This window comes from Streptomyces sp. Wb2n-11 (genome assembly GCF_001049855.1).
Taxonomy (GTDB): Bacteria; Actinomycetota; Actinomycetes; order Streptomycetales; family Streptomycetaceae; genus Streptomyces; species Streptomyces altiplanensis.
The window spans coordinates 15,333-37,994 of sequence record NZ_CVPB01000005.1 but is presented as its reverse complement, the minus strand read 5'-3'; the positions used below and the strand labels follow the sequence as shown (position 1 = coordinate 37,994).

Sequence of the window (22,662 nt, the reverse complement as noted above, 5' to 3'; positions counted from 1 at the left end):
CGAAAAGTGCGTTCTTCCAGTTCAACCATCACTCTCCTACAGTTCCCGAGTAACTACAAGAGAGCTAACCGGAAGAGTGAGCACCGTGGACACCACTGATGTCTTCAACTACAACGTGCCGGCCGAGAGCGACTTCGGCTACTCACAGGCGATCAAGTCCGGCGAGCTGATCCACGTCTCTGGACAGCTCTCGTTCGATGAGGCAGGCGAGTTCCTCTACGCGGGCGACTTCGCCGCCCAGCTCAAGCAGACCTACGCCAACATGGACAAGGTCCTGGACCACTACGGCGCCACCCGTAACCAGGTCGTCTCGCAGACCCTGTACGTGGTGAACCTGCGGCAGAATGCCGCGGCGACGGCGGGGGGCAACCTGGGGTACTTCGGTGACCACCGCCCGGCCAGCACGCTCTTGGGCATCACTGAACTGACCTTGCCCGGCCAGGTCATCGAAATCAGCTTCGTCATCGACACAAAACTGCCCGCTTGAGGTCTCCTCCTCGCACGTCCCACGGCCCTAGGCAGTGTCTTCAAAAGATCACTGCTGGCGGCTGGTGGCTCGCAGTTTCGTGATATGCCGTCAGGCGCGGATCATTACCGAGGTTCCGGCGGGCAGGGTGCGGGTCTGGCCCCTGCGCAGGTAGGGATCTCCCGGGCCCTCGATGAGGCGCTGGCACAGGGCGTCGGTCAAATAGGCGTAGTCGTCGATCCTGTTGGTGAAGGTGACGTCACCCTTGGCGGGGTCGCTCTTGATGCAGGCCCGAGCGGGTGGGTTGTTGTAGACCCTTGTCTGGCCGTCCTGTGCGACGTACAGCTGTCCGGTGGCCGCGCTGGCCGACGTGGTCAGCCCGACGGTGAGCAGGCCGGCGGCGGCCAGTGCTCCGGCCGAGGTGAGAATCCTGCGCATGTGATGACTCCTCGTGATCGCCTGGCGCTGCATTCTGGCGCCTGCCTGGACCGTAAGGGCTGATGCGCCGTCCAGGAGCGGGCCGTCCCCCGAACAGTGAGCAGCGCATTGTTGTGTTTCGGAGCGTGGGGGGCGCGCGTTTGGCAGTGGTTGAGCGCTGCTGCGTGACGTCTGCGCAGTGTGAGGCTGCCGTGGCGAAGCGGTACCGCCATACGGGTGATCTGATCTGAAAATCTGCCCGACGGTTCCGCTTGAGCCGGTACACCGTTGCTCCCAACAGGTGGTCGCGAGGAGGCCGTTATGACAACGTCAAGGCGCCGGTTCCTGGGAATCGGCATCTCGGTGGCCGGTGCGGCGGTGGCGGGCGGCACGCTGGGCGTCGAGGTCGCCGGGGCCGCGCCCCTGGCGGCCCCGGTGTCGCAGAACCCCGACAGCATCCGCGGTATCAAGTGGCGCACGGTACGCCGCCCGGCGCAGCCGGGTGACACCACCGACACCTTCGGCGTCCGGTTCGACACCCAGGGCCTGGCCTACCGCACCGCCGTCGCGTCGCTGTTCAACAACGACTTCAAGACGGTGGTGTTGCGCGTTGCGAACATGAGCGACCTGCCCCGCGGCACCACGAAGAAGCAGCGCAACGACGAGATCATCAAGGTGCTGGGCGAGCTCAACCGCCGGGGCATCAAGGTCTACCTGTGGAAGCGGCAGTGGCTGCAGCGCAGCGACCGGTCCTGGGGTGCCTACAACCGGCACCCCGGGGCGGATGAGTTCATCGCCGACATGAGCGCCCTGATCCAGCGCGCGAAGCGCGAGGGGATCGCCGGGTCGCTGCAGGGCGTGATGCCGGTGGAGACCAACCTGAACAACTGCGCCGAGGTCCGCAACCGCGCTCTGTACATCGCCCGGGGCATCAACGACCGCACCGGCAACTGGCTCAAGACCCACACCCTGATGGTCCCCGGCGCGGGCATGGGCCCGTACTTCAAGGGCATCCACAACGGCGGCACCACATGGCTGCAGCAGATGCGCGCGCAGACCGGCCGCTTCGCCTTCCTGTACAAGCACATGATCAGCCACCCCGAGAACGTGTGCCGGCTCGGCCGGCTGAACAACCAGTGGCTGACCAACGTCGGCTACGAGGCGAAGAAGACCGTCGACGAGCAGATCCGCTTCCTGCGCACCACGATGGGTCTGGCCGACCTCGAACGCTACCTGCACGGCCACCGGGCCCAGTTCCCCCACCACACCCACGTGGTGTTCTGGGGCGACATCGGCGACGGCATCTTCAGCATGTCCGCCCTCGACAACCAGCCGAGGTGGAACTACAACACCGTCCGCGCCCTGCACAAGCTGCTCGTCAAGCAGAACCGCTGGCACGGGCACTTCTTCAACTTCCCCTTCACCTACAAGGGAGCCACCCGCACCGACCTGTGGGGCTACCTCATCACCGTCGACCGCCGAAACGGCTACGCCCGCGCCAAGAACCACCAGTGGAACCGGGCGAAGACCCACTCCGTGTGGAACGAGTGGCACGCGTGGTCACGCGAGAACGCCGCCTTCTGACGCCTCGCAACGGCATCCGCCAGGCTGGAGCACATCCCTTCGTACCGGCTTCCTATGCCGGCCGACGCCGCCCGCGGCCCTCAGCCACCGGGTGCCCTGACGTAGCCGTGAGAACCGGCGAATCTCCGCAGCGGTCCATCACGTTGCCTCGCACCGCCCCGGCCCGCACACCTCGATCGAAGGAACGTGACGCATGAGACTGAGAGCGACGAGAATCCTGGCGCTGTTCCTGGCGGGCGCGGCAGCAGTAAGCACCGTGACCGCCGGACCGCTTTCACCAGCGGCAGCCACACCGATACCCGACCGTGCCCCCTCCAGCGCCGCAGAAAGCTTCAGCGCTGCTCCTGCGGTGTTCTGGCGGGGCAGCTGGGCTGCTGCGCAGCAGCCCCTCAACCCGAACGTTCCCGGCTGGGCGCGCCAGGGCTTCGCCAACCAGTCGGTGCGCCAAGTCGTCCGGCTCACCGTGGGCGGCACGATGGTACGGGTCCGGCTGTCCAACCTGTACGGCTCCACACCCCTGCGGCTGACCGGCGCCACCATCGCCCGCACCGCATCCGGTGCAGCCGTCAAACGCGGCTCCCAGCGCAACCTCACCTTCACCAGCCGGCAGTGGGCACAGATCCCCGCAGGCAGGGAACTGGACAGCGACCCGCTGCGCATGAGCACCACGGCGAAGGAGAAGCTGACCGTCACCTTGTACTTCGCCCGACGCACCGGACCGACGACCTACCACAGCCAGGCCATGGCCCACAGCTACCGGGCTGAGGGCGACCACCGCGTCGACCCCGGCGGCGGAGCGTACACACGCACCGCAGCGAACTGGTACTACCTGACCCGGATCGACGTCCGCGGCGTCCAAGCACAGCCACGCAACGGCGTCGTCGCCCTGGGCGACTCCCTCACCGACGGAGCTCGCTCGACCCGCAACGCGGACAATCGCTACCCCGACCAGCTCGCCGAACGCCTGATCAACAACGGCACCCCGCGCCCTGTCCTCAACGCCGGCATCAGCTCCAACCGGCTGCTGACCAAGTCCCCCTGCGGGGGGGAATCGGCCACGGCACGCTTCCGGCGGGACGTCGTCCTCCAGCCCGGCACACGGACGGTGATCGTGCTCGTGGGCACCAACGACATCCGCCAGCAAGCAGGGTCCACTCGGTGTGCCCAGGGCGCGCCCAGGATCACCGCCCAGCGGCTGATCGACGGCCACCGCTACCTGATCAGGTGGGCTCACGAGCGGGGCCTGAAAGCCGTCGGCGCCACCCTTCCGCCCTGCAGCTGCATCGGGTCCAACGAGACCATCCGCACGCAGCTCAACCAGTGGATCCGTCGCACCGCCGGCACCAGCAGCGGCTACGACGCCCTGGCCGACTTCGACCGTGCCCTGGCCAACCCCAACCGGCCCAACACGCTGCGTCCCGCCTACGACAGCGGCGACCACGTCCACCCCAACGACACCGGGTACCACCGCATGGCCCAGGCCGTCCCTCTCACGCGACTGTGACCAACAGGGCCTCTTCGAATGTCACGCCCACATCAGGACTGAGGCGAGGGTGACGGCTGCTTCGTAGGACTGGGCGGTCTTGTCGTAGCGAGTGGCGATGCCGCGCCACTGCTTGAGGCGGTTGAAGGACCGTGCCACTACGTTGCGGTGCTTGTAGACCTCGCGGTCGAGGGCCGGCGGGCGGCCTCCGCGGCTGCCTCGCCGGGCCCGTTTGCGGACCCGGTCGGCCCGCCCGGGAATCGCGTGCGGGATGTAGGAGGCCGGACACGGATGACCACACTTGTCGACCTGTCGCGCTCAGGCTCAACCGCCCACAACGCCGTCGGTGACAACCAGCCTGCCTATGTGACAACCATCGTGCTTCGGCTCACAGAGGGCCCGACGCCGCACTTCACTGAGAAAACCTCAGTGGCTCAGCGTCACCCGTGACGGTGTCATTGAGTGGCGACCCGCGTGATGGGCATGGTGGAGCACTCGTAGGTACGCTGGGCGGTGAAGACCCTGGAATCGTCCCTGGTAGCCCTCGAAAGTGGGCAGGCCATACCCCCAGGGTTCAGACCTCAGCAAGGGCCGCCCGGGAAGCCGGGCGGCCCTTGCGCTTTCCCGACCTTGGTGGTGAAGAGCGCCCCCGCCTGGCCACACCAAGCTGGACGCGGCGACAGGCCGCGCGGTATTCGGCCAGGTCCGATGGCTTTGTGCCATTCGTCGGCAACCCGCCTCCAACATCACCAAGGTGCCGCTACACAAGAAGGCTGGCGGCGACATCCAGCCGTCCCTGAGGTGAATGCAAGTCGGTCAGGGTCATTGCGGTCAGACATGCGTAAAGCTCCGACCGGAAGTTTGAGACTTCCGCGAACGCATCCCGCAGGACGTCCCGATGCACCAAACTCACGACCACGGCCTTCGCGCTGATCCACTCTGTGACGGAGTACAGGATCAGATGAAGACCGATTTGCAGTACCTGCCCGCTAGTCAGCCTCGATATCGAAGTCGGCTCGGCAAGGCACGAATCCCGCGCCGTCAACACAGGACGGGTCCGTGACTGAAGTGGGGCCGCCGATGCCCTGCCTGCAGAGATAAGAGCCCTGCTTTCGGAAGCAGTACGAAGCCTTGTAAGCAGTACCTTCAGCTAGCTCCACCCAACCGCAATCGATTTCGGCAATTCCATTGTGCAGTGAATAGGTACCGTATTCCGGCTTATCGTTAGTAAAAATTGTCGTTCCGTCCGGAGCTGTAAGAGTGAAGAATACGTCCTTGGCTCTTGCCCACCCGAACACCCCCACATCCTTCTTTTCAGGCCGCCAGAGACCCGATTCCTTGTAGTAAGCCTCGGCGAAAATTCTGAAGTAAGTACGGCCGCCCCGGGTTTCCCATCGAATGCGATGGTTTACCTTGAAGACTTCGTTCTCGCTATATGACGTTACGACTCCCTCTCTGGGGTAATACTGGTAATCGGACGGCGTCGGCTCCAAGGATGCGTTCACCGGAAGCACCTGGCAGCGACGACAGAGGACGGCGTCAGTTTGATCGCGCCCGTATCTGCTGCCGTCCTTCTCTTAGATCTGGTTCGGCTTGCCATACAGGCGAACGTGTTTGACTGTGTTTGGGAAGAACTCATGAAGGAGTCTGCTCCTGGCTGGCAGATTGAGACTTCGGACACCTCACCCAACGACACGGACGCCCTGTCCGTTGCGGGCACCTAGGTCATCACCCGATCGGTGGCCACGGGGTGCCGACGTACGGCCAGGGGGCCCACCAGTTCTGACTGGCGGGCCCCCTGCACCGACCCCACCGAGCCTGACGACGAGCTGGCGGAGGTGACCGTGCCCCAGATCTGGGCCGGAGTGGACATGGGCAAGGAACGCCATCACTGCGTGGTGGTCGACGAGCGCGGTGAACGCCTCCTTTCACGCCGAGTCTTCAACGACGAACCGGGCTTGCTGGAGCTGATCGCAGACGTGCTAGCTGTTCTGTCCACGGAGGTTGGTGACAGCGATCACTGAAGAGTGAACTTGAACGAGTGAGGGCCTTCCGGGTTCGGTGTGGATTGCGACATCTGCACCGAACGACGAAAGGCCCTCATGCCCCACCGTAATGCACCCCTGACCGAGACCGGACGACTGCGCCTGGCCCGCTGCGTGGTCGAGGACGGCTGGCCCCTGCGCCGGGCCGCCGAGCGCTTCCAGGTCTCACCGACCACCGCTCAGCGCTGGGCCGACCGCTACCGGACGTTCGGCGAAGCAGGCATGAGTGACCGCTCCAGTCGCCCGCGCACCAGCCCGCGCAGGACCCCGACCCGCACCGAGCGGCGCATCATCAAGGTCCGTGTCCTGCGCCGCTGGGGGCCGGCCCGCATCGCACACTTGCTGCGGCTGGTGCCCTCGACCGTGCACCGTGTGCTGACCCGCTACGGCCTGGCCCGCCTCACGCACCTGGACCGGGCCACCGGCCGCGTCATACGCCGCTACGAACGCGAGAAGCCCGGCGAACTGGTCCACGTCGACATCAAGAAGCTCGGCAACATCCCCGACGGCGGCGGACACAAGGTCCTGGGCCGCCAAGCAGGCCGCAAGACCCGCAAGAACGCCGGCTACAGCTACCTGCACACCGCCGTCGACGACCACTCCCGCCTCGCCTACAGCGAGATCCTCACCGACGAGAAGAAAGAGACCGCCACCGGCTTCTGGACCCGTGCCCAGGCGTTCTTCACACAGGCCGGGATCACCGTCGAGCGGGTGCTGACCGACAACGGCTCCTGCTACCGCTCACGCGACTGGCGCGATGCTCTCGCGGCAGCCGGGATCGCCCACAAGCGAACCCGGCCCTACCGGCCGCAGACCAACGGCAAGGTCGAACGCTTCAACCGCACCCTGCTCGACGAGTGGGCCTACGCAAAGCCCTACCGCTCAGAACAGGAACGACGCGACGCCTTCCCCGCCTGGCTGCACACCTACAATCACCACCGCGGACACACCGCGCTCAAAGGCCAACCACCCACCAGCCGCGTCCCCAACCTCACAGGGCAATACAGCTAGCGCTCTCCGAGGACGCCTTGTGGGCGGTGGACATCAACCATGGCGGTGCCGCCCTGCTCATCGGCCTCCTGCTCAGCCACGAGCAACCGATGGTCTACATCACCGGCCTGGCCGTGCACCAGGCGTCGACGGCCTACCGCGGCCAGGGCAAGACGGGCGAGAAGGACGCGTTCGTCACCGCCGACCAGGCACGCATGCGCCAGGACCTCGGTCTCCTGCGGCCCGGCGACGAGATAGCGGTCGACCTGCGCACCCTGACCGCCCGCCGCTTCGATCTGGTCAACGACCGAACCCGTCAGGCAATCGGCTGCGGGCGCAACTTCTGGAGTTCTTCCCTGCGTTGGAGCGCGCGCTGAACGTGAGCAAGAAGAGTCCGGTCGTCCTGCTGACCGGCTACCAGGTGCCGGCCGCGATCCGCCGCAGCGGGGTCCGGCGCATCGGAGCGTGTCCTCGCAGGACATGCAGAAGTTCGTCGGCACCGCCCGCCTCGAGCACGGCGCGGATGTCGCCCTGTTCGTCACCACCTGCCGCGCGTTCACGAGAGACGCGCTGGGCCTGGCGCTGCGCCAGGACATCGTGGCCCTGCACCGCGACCTGCTGGGCTCCTGGGTCAAAGGCGCTCACATGGAGAGCCTGATCCCGCTGAACGGCAGTGGCGGCGGCACCAGGCGGCGCCCCCTGCCGTAACCGATCACCGCTGACCTTGCCACGCAGGGTGATGCCGTGTCAGCGAGATGATCAGCCAGCGTGCGGCGGGGGAGGGCTGACGGCGGGCGGCAGCGGCACCCCTGGAACGGGACGGGGCGCGGTTCGGGCGCGCTATCGTGGAGTCCTCTTATCTGCGGTTTTTGTGATCTGGCAGGAGTACCCGCGTGCCCGAGGACCCCATCGCTCACAGCGAGCTCGCTGCCCTGACCCGCCGTTTTGAAGAAGTCGCGGAGAAGCACGACCGCGAGTTCGGGATCATCAAGTCCGACCTCACCGCGGTACGTCTCCAGATCGGCAACCTGGACCAGAAGGTCGAGGCTCTCGACAAGAAGATCGACCGCAACCAGGCCCAGATCATCGAGCTGCTTACCCAGCTCGTGGGGCGGCGGCCCGACGCTGGCTAATCCTCTCCCGGCCCGGAGCCCGGCCTACATCGACGATGATGGCCCCCGACCAGCACCAGACGGTGTCCCTGCCGGGCCTGGATCAGGCCCCGCTGGTCGCCGAAGGTAGACGCGGGGGAGTTCTGAGCAGCAAGCCCCTTGGCGTACGACGGGACAGCTGGGTCAACCCACTCCCTTGGGCGGTGTGCCAGTGTGCGGGGGGAACGCCGCTGCAGGCCCGGGATGGTCGACGAGCGCGTATCCGTGTGTTGCCATGATCTCCTTTTGGAAGGCCAGGAGCAGGTCCGCTCCCTCCTTGGCCCGGGAGGTGTCGTTGCCCGCTTTGGAGGCGAAGAAGCGGACGAGGGCGCCGGCTGCGGTGCCTCCAGCGTCGCAGGCCCCACACAGCTCCAGGGTGATCGGCTTACCGAAGGCGTTGAGCTGGGGCATCTGTGCTGCGAGGATGAGCGGGCCACTGCAGCGGGAGCAGGACGGCAGGTCGTTGCTGCGTTGGACGAATACGTGAGCCATGAACGCCCCCCTTGATCGGTGGGAGCGCCATCCAACCCTTCACGGCAGGGGGTGGTCAACGCTGCTGCCGGGCTCCGCGGCAGGCAAGGCGAAGGAGGAGCTCGGGTCAGTCCGCGGCCTGGAACAGGTACTGCTGCTCGGCGTGACGGACGCGCTGCTGTTCCCGGACACGGCGCTGATGCTGGACGAAGCCGTGCAAACAGCCGACGACGACAAAGGCGGTGATGGTCAGGACCGCCAGCCAGGCGAGCATGTCCGCCTCGGTCCAGACGCCGTCGGCAGCCGGTTCGGAGTGCCCCTCGACGTACCAGGCGATGACGACCACCTCGACAGCGGTGACGGCGAACCCGGCCGCGCTTCACAACACCCCCACGACCCACGGGCTCCATAGATTCCGCTCGACGGGCAGCCCCAGCCCGCTTCGCACCACCCGCGTCTGGGCAGTACTGCGGCGTGCAGCCACCCATCCCGCCACTGCGGAACCGGCAGAGCCCAAAAGCAGCAGCCCGGCGAGCATCTCGAGGAAGGCCCCTGCGGCAGGCGGCACCAGCCGACCCGTTGCCATCATCGGGAAGGCTGTCACCACCAGGGCCCCCGCCAGCGCCTTCCACTTCGACGACCACACCTGATCGGGGCCGTTGCGCCACTGCTTGACGCAGTACATGGGGCCTCCCCCTGAGTGGTGGACACGCTGATACTGGATCTGCTTGATCCGGAGGAAGCGAGAAAACCGCCGATGGCGATGAAGGACTATTCGGACGAATTCAAGGCCGATGCTGTGGCCCTGTACGAGTCCACACCCGGGGCGACATACAAGAACATCGCCGCTGACCTGGGCATCAACCGGGCGACCCTGCGTGAGTGGGTGCTGCGGGACCGCGAACGCCGTGGCGTCACCGCTGCGGCTGCGCGGCCGTCGGCCCGGCCGGCAGCGGTCGTGTCCGACGATCCGGACGAGCGGGTCCGCCGGTTGGAGGCGAGGGTGGCCGAGCTCGAGGCGAGTGAGCGCAAGCTCGCGACGGAGCGGGACATCCTCCGCAAGGCGGCCAAGTATTTCGCCGGAGAGACGAACTGGTGACCAGCCGCTTCCAGTTCGCCTGCGACCACCGGGCCACCTTTGAGGTGAAGCGGCTGTGCCAGGTCCTGGACGTCAACCGGTCCAGCTACTACAAGTGGCTCGCCGGCGCCGAGGCAAGGGCCGCCCGCCGGCACAAGGACCAGGTCCTGGCCGAGGAGATCCGCGAGGTCCACGGCGAGTCCGGCGGTGCCTACGGCTCCCCCCGGGTGACCGCCGAGCTCCGCGAGAAGGGACACGTAGTCAATGAGAAGCGGGTCGCCAGGATCATGCGGGCATGTCGCATCACCGGGATCCGCCTGCGCAGACGCGTGCGCACCACCGTCCCCGACCCGGCGGCCTCACCGGTCGAGGACCTGTTCCAGCGGGACTTCACCGCCACCGACCCCGGGCGCAAGCTCATGGGCGACATCACGTATCTCCCACTTACGGGCGGAAAGTTCCTTTATCTCGCGACCGTGCTGGACTGCTTCAGCCGCAAGATCGTCGGCTGGTCCATCGCCGACCACATGCGCACCGACCTGGTCTCCGACGCCCTGCGGATGGCCGCCCGCACCCGCGGTTCACTGGACGGCGCGGTCTTCCACTCCGACCACGGCGCCCAATACGGATCCAGGGCCTACGCCGGCCTCTGCGACCAGCTCGGGGTGACCCGGTCGATGGGCGCGGTCGGCACCAGCGCCGACAACGCCGCCTGCGAAAGCTTCCACGCCTCCCTGAAACGCGAGACCCTCCAGGGCGCCCACGACTACGGCGACGCCACCACCTGCCGCCGCACCGTCTTCGCCTGGCTGACCCGCTACAACACCCGCCGCCGACACTCCGCCAACGGCCACCTCAGCCCCGACACCTACGAACGCCGACACACCGCTAAACTCACGCTCGCCGCGTGACCAATAACCGCGTGCCCACCATGACGGGGGAAGGCCCATCCTGGTAGGCATCAACGACAAGCACGACCCCGGCATTGAGCGCATGGTCGGCGTGGACGTAGATCTTGTGCTGGGCCGCGTTTCGCTCAAGCTTCCGCTCGGCGGACACTGCTCCCGAGCGGACGGCGTCCGTGGAGGGCTGGATGATGTTGCGCCTACGTCCAACTCGGTGCCATCCCTTTGGGATCTCCGAATGGCACTGGTCGGCCGGTGAGGGCGTCCAGGAGGATGCGGTCACCGAGCGGCTGCGACAGTACGACCTTCACGCTCTGTTCGATCATGTCGGCGGGGCATGTGCCGCTTTCGGCCCCCGTGATGGAGGCGTACAGTACTACGCTCTCATCTGTCTCCAGTGCTTTGGCGATGGGGCCGTCGTCGCAGGATCCGTGAGTGGCCTTCACAGTTATGGAGCGACCATCTGCTGCCGTCCCGGCCAGCCGGGTGATGCTCCTGAGACCGCCACTAGCCCCTTGCCGGGCTTGTCCGATCGGCGGCTTGGGAAGCTTTGAGGGGGTTACGGCGACACGCTTGAGCGGGGTGTCGTAGCTCTCCAGCGTGAACAGCCAGGCGGGAACGGTCGCGTTGCCGCGGCTTGTCACGATGGTCGTTGTTCCGAGCCGGGCCCCAGTCACGGTCAGTTGGGGTCCGTCACTGCGGTTAAGGGCAAACGACTGGTATGCCTTCTTCGCCCCGATCAGTGGGCGGGTGAGATCTTTTCCGTTTCCCCAGTCCACCTTCCCGAGCGCGGGGGCAGTGCTGGGCAGATCGCCACCCAGGACGAAGTTCTTCGTTTCATAGGCCAGCTCGTCTGCCTTACTGTGCCAGCCGGATTCCGGCTTCTGCACCGCGTCGGCCATCGGGTAGTAGCCCTGCGCCCAGGCAGCGGCGGTCGCAGATGCCCGCCAGGCATCGGCTACTTGACGGGCACGCTCCTCCTGCATACGCAGCGACTGACCGTTCGCATGACCATCGTCCGTACGCTGATCATTGCCGCAACCAGCAAGGAGGCTCGTGCTCAGAAGTGATACCAGCAGCAGACTGACGGAGCGCTTCAGTTGCGTATTCATGGAGTCCTCTGCGGCGGTCGACGAGGGGTTAGCTACGGAACACAAGGGCGCGGGGAGTCTTCAGCGTCCAGCGCTGACCCACTCCCACACCTTCGACGCGGAGGGGCGCATTCGGGTTCACTCACGGCCTCTCGCCGCCTGCTGCATCTGCGTTGGTGCCGCAGGGCCGCAGGGCCGCAGGCAGCGAGAGGTCATCCGTGGCCTAGTAGACCTTCAGGCCTTCCCAGTGGAGCACCTTGGAGACCGGCTCGTAGAAGCTGGAACGGTCCGCTTGGCTGTCGGAATCCCCACACGGCTGGTCGGCATAACTGCCGCCCGAATTGATGCCCAGCGCCGTCTCACCGCTGAAGAGAGGTCCTCCACTGTCACCATTCACGGTGCAGTTGCTCGCCTCGATCATGTTGGTGAGGGTGGTGCCGTCGGTGTAGGTGACCGTCGCGTTCGTCGCCAGCACCATTCCCACGAGGTCCTGGCTCATGGTCCCTACGCGCTTCACCTTCTCCCCATCGAACGCGGAGGCGGCACGCGAGATCTGCCCTTCCGAGCCGTCCCTGTACTGGATCGTTCCGTACGGCGCGACGTCGCTGTTGCTGTACTCCACCAGCCCGTAGTCGGACTGGTTCACGTCGTTGCCGTAGGCCCAGTCGATGGCCCTTCCGAGGGGAATGTCTCCGCTCTTGCGACGCCAGGTGACGGCGCCTCCCTGCATGCAATGGCCGGCGGTAAGCAGGTACTTCTTACCGCCGGAATTCTGCACGTTGAATCCGGCCGAGCAGGTCTTGGTCCAGTTCGTCCCGCCTGACGTGTAATTCGACACTATGCCTAGGCCGCCGCGCATGGCGTACGCGGTCGATTCGATCTTGCCGGAGTGTTCGGTTATGTCGACCGCGTCCCCGAATCCGGCAACGGCCTCCTCGATTCGAGACCTGTCGGCGCCGGAGACCCCGTCGTAAATCTTTACGTTCACCCGGTTGCTGCTCTGGTCGATACTCCAGGCAGTGTTGGGTATCCCCGCCAGTTGATCCAGTTCCGCCTTGGCGGAGCTGAGCTCGGCCGCGCTGTGCGGGACGATTTCCGCTGCCGCCCCAGCGCTTCGCACGGTTTCTGCCGCGGCCTGATCGGTAACGGCGATAACGAGTCGTTCGTCCTGGTAGTAGAGGCCGGCTGTGCGCTTGTTGCCCAGCTGATCGGCGATCGCTGCTACCTCTGCCGGATCGGTGAGCGGTGCTGGCGCTGCCTGAGCGGCGGTAAGTGTGGTCAGCGTGAGAACCCCGCCAACCGCCGCCGTTACTATCCCTCGGTACGCGTGATGACGTCTTCGCATGTATGCCCCCCTGCTTGTCGAAGCTGGACTGCGTTCCCTGTGATCGACGTGCTTGGGCGAGACTCACGACAGCAGATGACCAACTAGTGAATTGGACATGACAGTCCCGCTTGCTGGTCACATATGGCTTAAATCCACGAGATCAGGGCCAGAAAAGCTTCCACGGAAAAGCGTCTTGGCCTCGCCACCTACGAGCTCGTAACACGATCATGATCGGTGCTTCTTGAGCCGCCTCCAGCAGATGAGGCTGCAGGCGAGGGAGACGAACGCGGCGTGGAGTTCGGCGCGGCGTTCCCATCGCACGGAGAGCCGCTTGAACTGGTGGAGCAGGGCGAAGGTCTGCTCGACGACGTAGCGGAGTTTGCCCAGGCCTTTGATGTTCGGGGCTCCCTTGCGGGAGATGGCCGGCAGGATCCGGCGTCTGCGCAGCTCGCCGCGGTTGGGGTGGGAGCCGTAGCCCTTGTCCCCGAGCAGGGCCTCGGGTCGGCGGCGGGGTCGGCCGCGGCGGCCGGCGACAGGCGGGATGCCGTCGGCCAGGGCGAGGGTCTGGGTGACGTCGTTGACGTTTGCCGCGGTGGTGATGACTTTGAGCGGTGTGCCGCGTCCGTCGCAGATCAGGTGGTGCTTGCTGCCCGTCTTGCGCCGGTCGACCGGCGACGGGCCGGTGTCGGCACCCCCTTTTTTCGCGCGGATGGGGGAGCCGTCCGCACACGCCCTGGACCAGTCGAGCTCACCCGCCGCGTTCAGCTCGGCGAGCAGGCCCGGTGCAGCTGGTCGAAGACGCCGGCCTGCTGCCACCGCTCCAGGCGGCGCCAGCAAGTCTGGCCGGAGCCGAACCCCAGCACCAGCACCAGCAGTTGCCAGGCTATGTCGTTGTGCAGGACATACAGGACGCCCTGCAGGCACAACCGGTCCTACACCGGCCCAGGCCCCAGCGACCGCCCCGGCCACGGAGGCAGCAGCGGCTCGATCAGCGCCCACAAGTCGTCGTCCACGATCCACGGCCGAGCACTCACACCTTCCCGCACGGCCGAATCACCCCACCGGTCACGCCCGGCCAGGGCACTTCAACAAGATCGCGTTATGAGCCCATATCGGCGCCGGTCCTTGCGAGGACGTTGATGACTGATGCCACGCGCACCCTCAAGTTTTCCTCAGGAAATCAGATAACCGCTAATGAAGTCGTGGGAGTTGCGTAGGTTGTGCTCTGACCCGCCCAGTTAAATGGGTGTCAATCATTGGGGGAATTGTAATGCGACATTCAACGATGCGGTACGTTTTCGCTCCGGCCACGGCCTTGGTTCTCACTGCCGCACTCGCTACCGCTGCCGGCGCAGGTGAGGCCTCGGTTGACGTAGCACCTGAAGCTCTCAGCGCCGACCAAATAGCTACGCAGGAGTCAGCTGACAGTGTGGTGGAGGGCCCTTCGAAGTCGGCCGCCGACGCTGCTAGCGACCGTGCCCTTTCCGCACTGCCCGAGGTGAGCGACGACGGTGAATCCGTGGTCCCGCGCTGCGACAACCCGTACAAGAAGTGGTACACGGTGAGCGGTAAGAAGGCCACCCACGTTCCGTCCTGGTGGAACGGCACCAGCTTCAAGGACGGGCCGGGCGGAAGTATGAGAGTCAGCGTCGAGAAGGCGGGCAAGATCGGGGTCGAGGTCAGTGGCACCGCTGGAGCCAGCGCCAGTGTCCTCCTCGCTGAAGTCAAGGCGGAATACAGCGTCAAGGTGGTTGCGGAAGTTGGGGTCACCGTGGGACACACATACACGCACGGCATCCCCGCAAGAAAGTACGGTCACCTGCAGTACGGTTCCTGGGGATACAAGGTGAACTGGACCAGGTATGCAACCAGCTCCGACCGATGTGGCAAGGTGAAGATCGGCTCAGGCACCGCGAAGCTTCCTACCAAGGAGACCGGTTGGCGATACTGGTCGACGAGTTCATGACTCCTCGAACGCGCCCCTTGTGGCGCAGCCTCGCACTCTGTTGCGTTTCCGTACTGTCCGTTGCCCTTGTCGCCGGGTGCACGAGCGACTCCGGCGGGCCCACCGGCCCGAGCGCTCCGGGGAGCAGCCCACGGCCTCAACCGGAGCGTCCTTCCGAAACGTCCGACGGCGCTGAGGAGAGACTTGGTAGGCAGGTCGAGGAAGCTCTCGGCACCCGGGACGTCAGCGACAGCGATCCACTGTTTGTCGAGGCCGGCCTTGAGCGAGTTGGCGACGGGCTCCACACTGAACCGGAACTGACACGAGGGCGCTCGTACAAGTTGGCGGTCGCCTGCGCCGGAAAAGGCCAGATCACCCTTTCCATAGCCCTGAAGGACCCCGTCCGCCGGACCATGGAATGCGACGGCGTCCCGCTTCGCCAGCGCCTCACAGCCTCAGCGGCCAAGGTTCGGATCGACGCTGAGGGGATGCCAGGCAGTACAGGGATGGTTGCTTGGCGCCTGGACAAGACCGACAAGTAAGCCGCCACCTCGCGCGAAAGCAACACGGTCTGCCGCTGCGAGCACGTCTCGCAGCGGCAGACCCGCTTCGCCATACCACTGCCCTTGATCGCACGTCACACGTGGGAGGAAGCCACCTTCGAGCGCCACCGCGGTGGTTACTGAGGTTTCCAGGGGACGGTGGGGTGAGTGTCAAGCCGGTGGCGGTGAGACAGCCGGCGCTCAGGTGGGGTCGAAGCTGGATTCTGCGTAACTGGCCGCGGATTACCCCGTCCCAGATGCCTTCGTGGTGGGCGATCCGGTTGCGTAGCCTGTGAAGCTGCTTCAACGGATCCTCGACGGGCGTCAGGGCGCGCCGGGGCTGGAACCGGTGGCCGGCCGAAGGCCGTGCGTGGTGGAAAGGTGCAGCAGCAGCGGAGGGTGGGCCTGCCTGTTGATCTTCGTCTGCGGGTGGCTCTGGGGCCGGTGGCCTGGCTCTGGGAGCGGCTGTCGGGCTGGCAGCAGGACCAGGTCGAGGCGGCCACGAAGACAGAGCTGGCCCGCCTGGGGGGCTTGTTGGCGCAGCCGGGTGGTGGGCCGCGGTTGCTGGCCGACCGGCTCACCGACCGCCTGGAGGAGACCGGCGGCGAGGCCATGGTCACCGGCCCGTACGGGTGGCTGATCCGGCGGGGCCTGGTGCAGCGTCCGTCCTGCACGGACCGCCGGTGCGGCGACGGGATCCGCCTGGACACCGGGGCTGAGTGCGAGAACTGCCACAACGTGATCCACCTCCGCCGCGCCCAGATCGGCGCGGAGATCGACCGGGAGCTGCCCGGCCTGTCCGACGACAAGCGCCGGCACGTCCTCGAGGAGCGGCTGCGCGAGCAGGCGGCCATCGAGGCGGAGGGCCTCATGTGGCGCCGGGAGCAGACCCGCGCGCAGCAGGCCCGCCGCGATGCCGCCCGTGCGGCTGCCCGGGAGCAGGCGGAGCGCGAACGTGAGGCCGCGGCCGCCGCAGAAGCGGTGCGCCAGGCCCTGCCGTGCGAGGACTGCGGGCAGGACCAGGCGGCCGGGCTGTGCGAGGCGTGCGACCACCGGCGTCAGCCCGAGACCCTGATCGGTGAGGCCGGTCTCATCGCGGCGGCCGGGTCCGCCCACCTGACCGACCCGGGCAACGTCGCGGCCGCCACTGCCGGGGCCCGGACGGCGATCGGCAACAGCATCGCCACCGCATGGCAGAAGTTCCTGCAGATCACCGACGTCGCCATGCTGGAGGCCAATCCACAGGCAGCGAAGGACGCGTACGCATTCACCGCGTTCCAGACCGCACAGCAGGCCGTCCAGGAGTACCAGGACAACGCCCTGGAGATGCTGGGCCGGACCGAGGAGGCCGAAGCCGAGGCCCGGCGGGCGTACACGGTCGAGCAGGGCCGCCCCTGGTTCCAGCACCACCCGACCGGCGCGCACGCCGTCGCCGCCGCGACGAAGGCCGCCGACACGGCCCGGGAACGCGTGGCCGAGTACCTGCTCGCGATGCGGCTGGAGCAGCTGCGCGAACAGATCGCCGCCCGCACCGAGACGGCCGCGCCCGCGCCGTGGACGGACCGGCTGCCGGAGCTCGCCGCGCGCCCGCTGGACGGCGGTACGGCCGGGGCGGTGATCGCGTGAGCACCGAGCCGAGCGGGGTCGACCTCGCACGCCAGGCGCTGATCGCAGCCCGGGAGGCGGCGAAGAAGAACGGCGCCACCCAGACGAAGAAGCCGAAGCGGCGTACCGGCACGGCTCTGCGCCGTGACGGCCGTGAGCCGCTCGGGCTCGGTGCGGCGATCGGCATGATGATGACCGAGCGCGGCATGGTCGCCCCGGCCGCCGGCGGCAGCGTCCTCGCCCGGTTCGACGACATCCTCGCCGCGGCCGCGCCCGAGCTCGCCGGTCACGTCCAGGCCGTGCGCTTCGACGCGGACACCGGCCGCCTGGACGTCGCCCCCGACGCTCCCGCGTACGGCACGCAGCTGCGCTGGAACGCACCGAAGCTGATCGCTGCTGCCAACGAGCGAGTGCAGGGTGCGAACGTCCGCGCCGTTCACGTCCTGGCGCCCGCGCCCGCGAAGGCCGGTCCCGGCACGGCGGCCGCCGCCCCGGCCCCGCAGCCGACCGCACCCGCCGTGCCTGTGCAGCGACCGGCCCCGCCGGAGGGCTACCGCCTCGCCGTCGAAGCACACCGTGCCGCCGCCCGGCCGTCCCGAGTGGACCCGGGTACCGCCCAGGCCGTGGAGCGGCAGACCGCCGCAATGCGGGAGCTGTCCCGCCGGGCGTTCCCTGAGCCCGACGTCGTTCCGGACGATGCGCCGGCCCCGATCGAACAGGCCCGCGTCCAGCGCCGCCGCCAGGCCGCGGCGACCGAGGCCGCCGCACTACGTCGTGCCCGAGCCGAGCGGTCTCGCAGTGCTCCAGCACCGGCGTCACTTCAGCAACAGACCTCAGCTAGTGAGGTGGCGTGAACACCCTGTTCAGACCTAACGACTTGGTACGCGATAGTGCTGTCCTGTGCGTGATCGTCCGTGCGGAAGGTGGTTGTGGGTGAGTCGTAATGCGGTGGCGGTGGTCGGTGACCTGGTGTTTGGATGCTCCGCGTGACTTCTGTGGTTCTTGATGATCGCCCTGAGCGGGTTCTGCTGGACCGGATTGAGTGGTACTACGACGCGGTGCCGCGTCATGGTGCCCGGGTTGAGGATTTCGGGCCGCTGACTTTGTTCGTGCGGGAAGGCCAGGGGTGGCCGTTCTACGCACGTCCGGCTCGGGGGCGGTCTGGCGCGGTGAGCGCTGGCGATGTGGCCCGGGTCCGCGCCCGGCAGCGTGAACTCGGGATCCCGGAGAGTTTCGAGTGGGTCGCTGAGACCACGCCTGCGCTGCGGACCGCGGTCGAGGACTCGGGGCTTGTGGTTCACGAGCACCCCTTGATGGTGCTTGACCCGGACACCCCGGTGCCCGCCGCAGACGAGTTGCCCGGCGGATTGCGGGTGCGGACTATAGGGCCGGACGACCCGGCGCTGGCGAGCGCGCTGGCCGTGCCGCATCTTGCTTTCGCGGAGCCCGGAACTGGTGTCGGCTTGGCGGGAGTCACCGAGCTGGCGGAAGCTGTGCGTGCGCGAGCAGGCGACGGGACGGTGGAACGCGTGGTGGCGCGGATCGGGGCGGGTCTGACTTCGGTTGCCGCAGCGGTGGAAGGTGAGACGGTGCTGTGCGCGGGCCAGCATCAGCCGATCGGAGCGGTCAGTGAGATCGTCGGTGTCGGGACGCTGCCCAGCGCGCGCCGCCGTGGTCTTGGGATCGCGGTCACTGCGGCGCTGGTGGCCGACGCTCGATCGCGAGGCGTGGAGACCGTCTTCTTGTCGGCAGGCGACGATGACATCGCCCGGATCTATGCCCGGCTCGGCTTCCGACGTGTCGCCACCGCTTTGATCGCCGAGCCTGCCGAGTAGCGAGTCAGTCGGTCAGAGACGCGGTCAGCCGTGACGTGACAACGGCCGCACGGATTGGGGAGGTTGTGATGCCATACCAGGCCCGCGCGGCCTTGTCCCATCCTGGTTTCTGCGGCTGGTCCCGGGTATATCTCAGCGATTTGATCGAGGAATTGGCCGTCCCGTGGGCCGCTGGGTGCGAGTCGGCCCTCCAGGAGCGGCGCGCCGGACCCCGGCGACGCGCTGTCGGCGCCGGCCCGAACCATCAGATGGTCTTCACCGGCCGGGTGCCGGTCACCCTGGCTATACTGCGCCTCCAGTTGCCGCACGCGGCCCTGGCCGCCCTTTACCGGGTCAGCCGCCCCACCGTTACCCGGGCGGTGCACGAAATCCGGCCGCTGCTGGCCCGGCGCGGCTTCGCGGTCCCCGGCCGGCCCGGCGTGCGTCTGCGGACCTTGGCGGACGTCTTCACCTACGCCGACACGGAAGGGGTGGACCTGCGTATCGACGGCACCGAGGTGCAGGTACGTCGCCCGTAAGCTGGCCGCCCCGGCCGCAAGGCATTTGTCTCCGGCAAGAAAAGGCAGAACACCGCCAAGACCACCATTTGTGACGGCCGGGGCCGTGTCCTGTCGTCGGGGGCCGACCGGCCCGGCCGCCAGCATGACCAGACCGCCATGCGCACTGAAGGCATCGCCGAACAGCTCCGTCTCCACCCGCAGGTCCCAGCCGAGGCCGACGAGGGGTACCGGGGCTTGGCCAACGAGTTTCCCGACCAGGTCAGCGCCCCACCGAAGAAGCCCAAGGACGACGCCCCACTCGGCGACCAGCACGCCTGGCGCGAGGCCCGTCGACGGCAGTCCTCCCGGCGGATCTGCGTGGAGCACGCCATCGGCGAGCAGGAGAAGTGGCGCCCGCTCCAGCGGTACATCGGCCGCCGCGAGCTCTACACCGAGACCCATGCCGCCGTCGCTGGCTTGGTCTCCGATCGCGCCGCACGCAGGCCGACGCACCGCCGAACCAGCACCGAACTGGTGCTCGCCGGACAGACCGCCTGCTGATCCCCCACCAGCCAGGCCAGCAGGCCAGCACGCCTTGCCCTCAATCGCGTACCAAGTCGTAAGACAAGGGCCGCCCGGGAAACCGGGCGGCCCTTGTGCTTTCCAGGTCCGGGCTGGGACAGCCCCGTGTGCTATTCGGAGCCGAGACGCGCGTCGATGACGATGGGCGGGAGCTGTCCGGGCCGGGCAAGGACGCCGACCCGCTGCTCGTGCTCACCGAGGCCGCCCTGGAGCGCTACGGCCTGCCCGTCACGCTCACGGAGGAGGAGAAGCACGCCGGGCGGATCCCGGAGGGCCACAAGGTCATCAAGCAGCTGGTCCGCGCGGAGTGGAAGCTGACCAAGCGCGGCTTCGGGCCGTGGGCGAGGATCTACCGCCCCGCCACCGGTTCGGAGCGGGCCTGCGTCCAGCTGTGCATCCCGTCGTGGAACGCGCTGGACACCCGGCACTGGGGCGAGGCCGGGCAGCTCCCGCCGGCGGAACTCGCCCGCGTCCTGGGCGTGTACGCCTCCCGTGTGATGACCCCGCGCGGCTCCACGGCCGTGACCGGCCTGGAGCTGATGACCGCGCTGCACCCGCCGACGCGCGCATCAGAGCCGGACGCCGACGGCAAGCGGCACTCCGAGCACAACCCCGGCTCGCTGGGGAAGGACGCCGTCGACCCGATGAACTGGCCGCCGTGCGAGGTCCCCGACGGCCACTCGGTCCTCAAGGACCTGCCCCGGTTCCACGTGCGCGGCCCGGCGGAGAAGCTGTTCGAGGAGGCGTACGACTGGGCACGGCCGATGACCGATGCCGAGTGCACCCTGCGCCACCTGGTCGGCATCGACGTCAACATGGCCTTCACCGCCGGAGCCAACGGCCTGAACGTCGGCCTGGGCGAGGCGACGCACGTCCAGGCCCCCGCGTTCGACTCCAAGCTGCCCGGCTCGTGGCTGGTCGACCTGTCCCACGTCGACCTGTCCCGCGTGAAGGTGGGCAAGGAGTGGGTGGAGCTGGACGGCTCGCTGCTGCCCTCTCCGTTCACGCCGAAGGGCGACCGCCCGGAGGGCGCGGCCTGGTACGCGACGCCCACCGTCGCCTACGCGGCAGAGCTCGGCTACGAGGTGCGCCCGACCGAGGCGTGGGTGCGGTACGAGAGCGGCCGTTACCTGGACGGCTGGTACAACCGGCTGCGCGACGCCTACCTCGCCACGATGGCCGACCTCGGCGTCGACGCGGACCTGTCGTCGGCCGACTTGCTCACGGCGATGGACGGCTACAAGGAGCGCGACCCGGAACTGGCGATCGTCGTCTCGGCGGTCAAGGCGACGGTCAAGGGCGGCCTGGGCAAGCTGCGCGAGCGCCCCCGGGGCGAGGGCTGGAAGCCCGGGCAGCCGTGGCGCGCCCTGTCCCGCCCCACCTGGCGGCCGGACATCCGGGCGGCGGTCATCTCCCGCACCCGGATCAACCTGCACCGCAAGATCGTCAAGCACGCGGCGTTCACCGGCCAGTACCCGGTCGCGGTCCTGTCCGACTGCGTCGTCTACGCCGCCAACGGCACCAGCCCGCTGGACTTCCTGCCCTACCGGGACAGCAAGCCGCTGCCCGGCGGCTTCAAGCTCGGCATCAACCCCGGCCTGGTCAAGCACGAAGGCACCCAGACCGTCCTGTGGGGCGAGGAAGTCCGCGAGCGGTTCAACGCCCCGGAACTCAACCTCGCCCGGTACATCAAGGACGGCACCGTCACCGACGTCGACAACGGAGAGTAGGAGAAGGCCACGATGAGCCTGATCGGGGACGGCCTGGAGAAAGCGGTACAGAAGGCGTTCACCCGCCCGGCACCCAAGAGCGCGGGCGCGCAGATGCGGTACCTGGTCAAGCAGTTCAAGGGCACGAAGGCGGTCGCCCAGTTGCTGCGGGTCTCCCAGCGCACCGTCGAGCGGTACGTGAAGGACCAGATCAAGAAGCCGCGCCCGGACCTCGCCGCACGGCTGGAGGGCGAGGTGAAGAAGCGCTGGCAGCCGCAGGTCAGGGCGAAGGCCAAGGCGAAGGCGGCGGACGACCGGCGGCATCGTCATCGACACCCGGGCCCGCATGGGCTACGTCGCGCCGATCGGGTCGACCGACCAGGACCGCATCCGGCACCTGACCGTCGCTCTGCCGCCCGTCTACGCCGCCCGCCTCTTCGAGGCCCAGGAGCAGGGTGCCAGCAACGCCCGGCTCCAGGAGATCGCGGCCGAAGCGCTCAAGGAGGTCTACTTCCAGGACGGCGGCCGCCGCGCCGGCAGCCTGGAAGAGGTCCGCTTCACGGACATCGAGCACCTGGAGTTCGACCTGTAGCAGCCGCGCCCCGAACAGCCTGCGAGCCCCGGACCGATGCGGGACGCCGTTGGCGAACTGCCGCAGCACCTCGCGCCGCTCGGACACGAGGTGGTCGCCGCACAGCCACGCCGACCACACCCGGTCCGGCGGGACGTGGCGGCCGGCCTCCAGCTCGTAGAACTCCGCGTCGATGGAGGACTTCGGCAGCTTGTCGGCGGCCAGGTCGGCGTCGGAGGCGTCGTTCATGTACAGCTCGGCCGCCGTCTCGGGCAGCTTCTCTTCCCGTGTCTGCGCGGACCGCTACACCGGCCAGGACGACGAAGTTGTGCCTGACCATCGCCTTGCCCCTGGACCAACGGCCTGCTTGTTCGTCGCCCAGACCG

18 protein-coding genes and 9 pseudogenes are annotated in these 22,662 nt (G+C 67.6%); 17 read left to right on the top strand and 10 right to left on the bottom strand.

Translation table 11 applies throughout. The features are described 5' to 3' along the window. Nucleotides 1–85: 85 nt before the first annotated feature. On the top strand, nt 86–487 hold the full coding sequence (locus BN1555_RS36555) for a RidA family protein (RefSeq protein WP_093804400.1): 402 nt from the start codon (nt 86–88) through the stop codon (nt 485–487). A gap of 90 nt (nt 488–577) precedes the next feature. On the opposite strand, the gene BN1555_RS36550 is transcribed toward BN1555_RS36555, so the two are convergent. Then, nucleotides 578–904, bottom strand: coding sequence for a hypothetical protein (locus BN1555_RS36550; RefSeq protein ID WP_093804231.1), 327 nt, complete (start codon nt 902–904; stop codon nt 578–580). 300 nt (nt 905–1,204) lie between these two features. Between BN1555_RS36550 and BN1555_RS36545 the strand changes: the two genes are divergently transcribed. Both BN1555_RS36545 and BN1555_RS36540 read left to right on the top strand, forming a co-directional pair. Beyond that, nucleotides 1,205–2,467 (top strand): hypothetical protein, encoded by a 1,263-nt coding sequence (locus BN1555_RS36545; protein WP_093804230.1) that lies wholly within the window; start codon nt 1,205–1,207, stop codon nt 2,465–2,467. A 193-nt stretch (nt 2,468–2,660) separates the two neighbouring features. Continuing rightward, the gene (locus BN1555_RS36540) at nt 2,661–3,971 is read left to right on the top strand and encodes an SGNH/GDSL hydrolase family protein (protein WP_093804229.1); all 1,311 of its coding nucleotides are present in this window, start codon (nt 2,661–2,663) and stop codon (nt 3,969–3,971) included. Nucleotides 3,972–3,992: 21 nt separating this feature from the next. Here BN1555_RS36540 and BN1555_RS36535 read toward each other — a convergent pair. Together BN1555_RS36535 and BN1555_RS38675 are read right to left on the bottom strand one after the other, a co-directional pair. Further along, nucleotides 3,993–4,223: pseudogene (locus BN1555_RS36535) on the bottom strand (transposase); the annotation flags it as partial. A gap of 716 nt (nt 4,224–4,939) precedes the next feature. Continuing rightward, nucleotides 4,940–5,455: a hypothetical protein gene (locus tag BN1555_RS38675; protein ID WP_141662983.1), complete on the bottom strand. Its 516-nt coding sequence runs from the start codon at nt 5,453–5,455 to the stop codon at nt 4,940–4,942. A gap of 366 nt (nt 5,456–5,821) precedes the next feature. On the opposite strand from BN1555_RS38675, the pseudogene BN1555_RS36525 reads away from it, so the two are divergent. The 5 genes and pseudogenes from BN1555_RS36525 to BN1555_RS36505 form a co-directional block, all read left to right on the top strand. Beyond that, nucleotides 5,822–5,926 (top strand): annotated as a pseudogene (locus BN1555_RS36525) (transposase); the annotation flags it as partial. 126 nt (nt 5,927–6,052) lie between these two features. Beyond that, on the top strand, nt 6,053–7,006 hold the full coding sequence (locus tag BN1555_RS36520) for an IS481 family transposase (protein ID WP_093799375.1): 954 nt from the start codon (nt 6,053–6,055) through the stop codon (nt 7,004–7,006). Beyond that, nucleotides 7,003–7,445, top strand: a pseudogene (locus tag BN1555_RS36515) (transposase); the annotation flags it as partial. The gene BN1555_RS36520 and the pseudogene BN1555_RS36515, both read left to right, overlap by 4 nt. Then, nucleotides 7,442–7,693, top strand: a pseudogene (locus BN1555_RS36510) (restriction endonuclease); the annotation flags it as partial. The pseudogenes BN1555_RS36515 and BN1555_RS36510, both read left to right, overlap by 4 nt. 185 nt (nt 7,694–7,878) lie before the next feature. Then, nucleotides 7,879–8,118 carry a hypothetical protein gene (locus tag BN1555_RS36505; RefSeq protein WP_093804226.1) on the top strand — a complete coding sequence of 80 codons (240 nt, stop codon included), beginning with the start codon at nt 7,879–7,881 and terminating at the stop codon, nt 8,116–8,118. A gap of 162 nt (nt 8,119–8,280) precedes the next feature. Here the strand turns inward: BN1555_RS36505 and BN1555_RS36500 are convergent, their stop codons facing one another. The 3 genes from BN1555_RS36500 to BN1555_RS36490 all read right to left on the bottom strand — a co-directional run bounded on the left by BN1555_RS36500 (nt 8,281) and on the right by BN1555_RS36490 (nt 9,292). Further along, nucleotides 8,281–8,628: a DUF6300 family protein gene (locus tag BN1555_RS36500; protein WP_093804225.1), complete on the bottom strand. Its 348-nt coding sequence runs from the start codon at nt 8,626–8,628 to the stop codon at nt 8,281–8,283. 106 nt (nt 8,629–8,734) lie between these two features. Then, nucleotides 8,735–8,953: a hypothetical protein gene (locus tag BN1555_RS36495; RefSeq protein ID WP_093804224.1), complete on the bottom strand. Its 219-nt coding sequence runs from the start codon at nt 8,951–8,953 to the stop codon at nt 8,735–8,737. Nucleotides 8,954–8,986: 33 nt separating this feature from the next. Beyond that, on the bottom strand, nt 8,987–9,292 hold the full coding sequence (locus tag BN1555_RS36490) for a hypothetical protein (protein ID WP_093804223.1): 306 nt from the start codon (nt 9,290–9,292) through the stop codon (nt 8,987–8,989). Between the two features lie 72 nt (nt 9,293–9,364). On the opposite strand from BN1555_RS36490, the gene BN1555_RS36485 reads away from it, so the two are divergent. Next, nucleotides 9,365–10,596 (top strand): IS3 family transposase gene (locus BN1555_RS36485; RefSeq protein ID WP_255306556.1). Its coding sequence is split into 2 segments (ribosomal slippage): nt 9,365–9,692 and nt 9,692–10,596, totalling 1,233 coding nucleotides; the frame shifts between segments, so codons are not numbered across the junction. Between the two features lie 194 nt (nt 10,597–10,790). Here BN1555_RS36485 and BN1555_RS36480 read toward each other — a convergent pair. The 3 genes and pseudogenes from BN1555_RS36480 to BN1555_RS36470 form a co-directional block, all read right to left on the bottom strand. Next, nucleotides 10,791–11,702, bottom strand: coding sequence for a hypothetical protein (locus BN1555_RS36480; protein ID WP_093804222.1), 912 nt, complete (start codon nt 11,700–11,702; stop codon nt 10,791–10,793). A 202-nt stretch (nt 11,703–11,904) separates the two neighbouring features. After that, the gene (locus BN1555_RS36475; RefSeq protein ID WP_093804221.1) at nt 11,905–13,026 is read right to left on the bottom strand and encodes a S1 family peptidase; all 1,122 of its coding nucleotides are present in this window, start codon (nt 13,024–13,026) and stop codon (nt 11,905–11,907) included. 207 nt (nt 13,027–13,233) lie between these two features. Continuing rightward, nucleotides 13,234–14,042: pseudogene (locus BN1555_RS36470) on the bottom strand (IS5 family transposase). Nucleotides 14,043–14,506: 464 nt separating this feature from the next. On the opposite strand from BN1555_RS36470, the gene BN1555_RS36465 reads away from it, so the two are divergent. The 8 genes and pseudogenes from BN1555_RS36465 to BN1555_RS36425 all read left to right on the top strand — a co-directional run bounded on the left by BN1555_RS36465 (nt 14,507) and on the right by BN1555_RS36425 (nt 22,297). Further along, entirely contained in the window at nt 14,507–14,974 is a 468-nt protein-coding gene (locus tag BN1555_RS36465; RefSeq protein WP_255306555.1) for a hypothetical protein, read from the top strand. Between the two features lie 902 nt (nt 14,975–15,876). Then, a complete protein-coding gene (locus BN1555_RS41215) occupies nt 15,877–17,121 on the top strand; it encodes a hypothetical protein (RefSeq protein ID WP_255306554.1) in 1,245 nt (414 codons plus the stop codon). Then, on the top strand, nt 17,118–17,954 hold the full coding sequence (locus BN1555_RS36445) for a DciA family protein (RefSeq protein ID WP_093804219.1): 837 nt from the start codon (nt 17,118–17,120) through the stop codon (nt 17,952–17,954). Before BN1555_RS41215 ends, BN1555_RS36445 begins: the two co-directional genes overlap by 4 nt. A 132-nt stretch (nt 17,955–18,086) precedes the next feature. Next, nucleotides 18,087–18,935 (top strand): GNAT family N-acetyltransferase, encoded by an 849-nt coding sequence (locus BN1555_RS36440; RefSeq protein WP_255306553.1) that lies wholly within the window; start codon nt 18,087–18,089, stop codon nt 18,933–18,935. 140 nt (nt 18,936–19,075) lie between these two features. Next, nucleotides 19,076–19,453, top strand: a complete 378-nt coding sequence (locus BN1555_RS41855; protein WP_369689051.1) for a transposase family protein — start codon at nt 19,076–19,078, stop codon at nt 19,451–19,453. 27 nt (nt 19,454–19,480) lie between these two features. After that, nucleotides 19,481–19,975: pseudogene (locus BN1555_RS41850) on the top strand (transposase family protein); the annotation flags it as partial. A 173-nt stretch (nt 19,976–20,148) separates the two neighbouring features. After that, a pseudogene (locus tag BN1555_RS36430) lies at nt 20,149–21,726 on the top strand (transcriptional regulator); the annotation flags it as partial. A gap of 12 nt (nt 21,727–21,738) precedes the next feature. Next, nucleotides 21,739–22,297, top strand: a pseudogene (locus BN1555_RS36425) (XRE family transcriptional regulator). A gap of 42 nt (nt 22,298–22,339) precedes the next feature. Here the strand turns inward: BN1555_RS36425 and BN1555_RS41210 are convergent. Further along, nucleotides 22,340–22,558 (bottom strand): annotated as a pseudogene (locus BN1555_RS41210) (hypothetical protein); the annotation flags it as partial. Nucleotides 22,559–22,662 lie beyond the last annotated feature (104 nt).